This window comes from Thiorhodococcus minor (assembly GCF_010820565.1).
Taxonomy (GTDB): Bacteria; Pseudomonadota; Gammaproteobacteria; order Chromatiales; family Chromatiaceae; genus Thiorhodococcus; species Thiorhodococcus minor.
In genome coordinates this window covers 1-2274 of the sequence record NZ_JAAIJQ010000212.1, presented here as the reverse complement: position 1 = coordinate 2274, position 2274 = coordinate 1, and the positions used below count along the sequence as shown (strand labels likewise).

Below are 2274 nucleotides of genomic sequence, written 5' to 3'. Positions count from 1 at the left end.
TCTGCGTGTACGCCCAAATCGCCACTAAATGCTTGTTTTAAAATGAATCGCTAGACCCCCCGAAATCCGGGAGAGCCAGGATCTTTTCCGGAAATCGTTGAAACGCGGAGTCTTGTCATGAACCCATTGAATTCGATCAAAGGTGTTTGGGTCGCCGGTCTGCTCCTCTCGGTCCTGCTCGCCATGATCGTCAATCTCTTCAGCGGTCACGGATTGCTGGAGCTCAATGATCTGGCCCTTCTGCGCTGGGCGCACATCGTCGCCGGCATCATCTGGGTCGGGCTGCTCTACTTCTTCAACTTCGTCCAGATGCCGGCGATTGCGGCGGCCACCGCCGATCAGGGCGGACCGGGGCCGGCCGCGATCGGCAAGTACATCCTGCCCAGGGCGCTGCTCTGGTTCCGCTGGGCGGCACTGGCCACCTGGTTGACCGGCGGCTGGTATCTGGTCCGCACCGACCAGCTGCTCGCCGCCTTCACCCTGGGGCTGAGTCGCGGCGGCGACACGGCGTACGGGCTGCCCATGGGCATCGGCGTCTGGCTGGGGACCATTCTTTTGATCAACGTCTGGCTCGTGCTCTGGCCGAATCAGAAGAAGGTCATGGGGATGGTGAAAACGGAAGGCGAGACGGATCTTGCCAGGGCCAGGAAGACCATCGCCACCGTGGCGCGGATCAATGCCGTGCTCTCGATTCCAATGCTGATGTTCATGGTTGCGGCGGGTCATGGAGTGGCCTTGTGATCCACCCAAGAGTGAGGTTTCACCGACCTGTCGTCTCGGGGAGCTCGAAATCCTGGTGGCGATCCCAACAGCGCGGATGACGCGCGATGAGCGTCTCGTGGTCATACACACAGAGGCGCTCTGGATACACCTTCAGCGTCAGCAGTTGCCCGGCGTATTCCGCCGGCACCGAATACCGATTGGTGTCCCAGCGCACCCGAAAGCTCGGCGAGGCACGCACCTGCACCACCTGAGCGACGTCATAGGGCTGCTCTGGCCCGGCGTGCAGCACCGAACGCTCCTCGGCGAATCGATCGACGGGACGCTGATGGGTCTCGCCCTGGGTGCGCACGTTGGCGATGGTGTCCATCCACACCCGGGCGGCCGGATTCACGGCGCTGAAGTCCGTGATGTCTAGGCCGTTGAGGAAATTCTTCTTCACATAGCCGACCCCCGATTCCACAGGCCCCTTCTCATTGCCCTTGCCCGGGTTGCAGGCGATGACACGGAACCCGTAGTGCTGGGCGAAGTCGACATAGCGCGGGTTGAGCGCCGGCGCCTCGCCACGGGTGTGGCGCAGCACGGCCGATTTGAGATTGTCGACCATCATCTTCTCGGGGACGCGGTTGCCAAAGAAGGCGAAGGCGTTGTGATGGCAGGCGAGGAACTGGTCCATCGTCTGGCTCAAGGTGAATTCGACATAGAGCATCCGGCTGTAGCAGAGCGCCATCACGAACAGCGACAAGCGCCGGCGGGTCTCACCCACGGGCACCGCCTCCCACGCGCCCCAGTCGACCTGGGCGCATTCGCCGGGGCCAAAGGCGAGGGTCAAGAACGCCGGGGTGCGCGGTGGACGCACCGTGCGCACGTAGTCCTTGACGATGCTGATCCCGCCGCGGTAGCTCTCCTGCTCGCGCAGGCGCTGAAAGATCTGCTGGACGCTGTAGCGGTGCGCCTCCAGCCAGCGGTGGATGGTGGCCTTATGGGGATCGAGCTTGCTCGTGCGCGCACGGTTCTGGCGTGGCCGATAGCGCGGCTCGGCCAACCAGGTAGTGACCGTGGGCGCATCGAGGTCCAACGCCTCGGCGATCTGCGCGGCGTTGAGACCGCGCTGGGTCTGATGGTCGTGGATGGCGCAGTAGGTCTGGTAGTCGATCATGGCGCCACCTCGCGCAGGATCGCGCGCAGCGTGCGCAACTCGCCGGCCGCGCGCGTCTTCGGCGAGGGCGCCGGCAACGCGGACTCGCCCACTGAAGCCGTGGCTGTCGCCCGATCCAGCGACAACACCTGATACAACGGCGCCTGGAAGGCGATCAAGTCGGCACGCACCAGCTCGGCGCGCGCCGCACGGACCTGGTCCTCGGACCAGCCGAGGCGCGCGGCCAAGGCGCGCTCGCCGTAGTCGCCCAGCCCCTCGGCATCGGCCACCGCAGAACTCCTGACATACGCCCATTAACTCGCTGAAATGGTGTTATAGTCCTGGCTTGAATCGATAAATAAATACGAGACTGTCAAACCGCCATGCCAGGCACCGTCGAGCTTCCCCTGCTGCCC

3 protein-coding genes are annotated in these 2274 nt (G+C 63.9%); 1 reads left to right on the top strand and 2 read right to left on the bottom strand.

The window, feature by feature from the left end:
- The first annotated feature begins 117 nt into the window (after positions 1-117).
- Positions 118-741, top strand: coding sequence for a hypothetical protein (locus G3446_RS26375; protein WP_245232819.1), 624 nt, complete (start codon positions 118-120; stop codon positions 739-741).
- A 19-nt stretch (positions 742-760) separates the two neighbouring features.
- On the opposite strand, the gene istA is transcribed toward G3446_RS26375, so the two are convergent.
- Both istA and G3446_RS26365 read right to left on the bottom strand, forming a co-directional pair.
- Complete coding sequence (istA, locus tag G3446_RS26370; protein WP_245232818.1) at positions 761-1879, bottom strand: IS21 family transposase; 1119 nt, start codon at positions 1877-1879, stop codon at positions 761-763.
- The gene (locus G3446_RS26365) at positions 1876-2148 is read right to left on the bottom strand and encodes a hypothetical protein (protein ID WP_164456628.1); all 273 of its coding nucleotides are present in this window, start codon (positions 2146-2148) and stop codon (positions 1876-1878) included. Before G3446_RS26365 ends, istA begins: the two co-directional genes overlap by 4 nt.
- Between the last annotated feature and the right edge of the window lie 126 nt (positions 2149-2274).

Excerpts from the sequence above, each read along its gene's own strand:
- G3446_RS26375 (WP_245232819.1), top strand. The coding sequence starts at position 118 with ATGAACCCATTGAATTCGATCAAAGGTGTTTGGGTCGCCGGTCTGCTC.
- istA (WP_245232818.1), bottom strand. The coding sequence starts at position 1,879 with ATGATCGACTACCAGACCTACTGCGCCATCCACGACCATCAGACCCAG.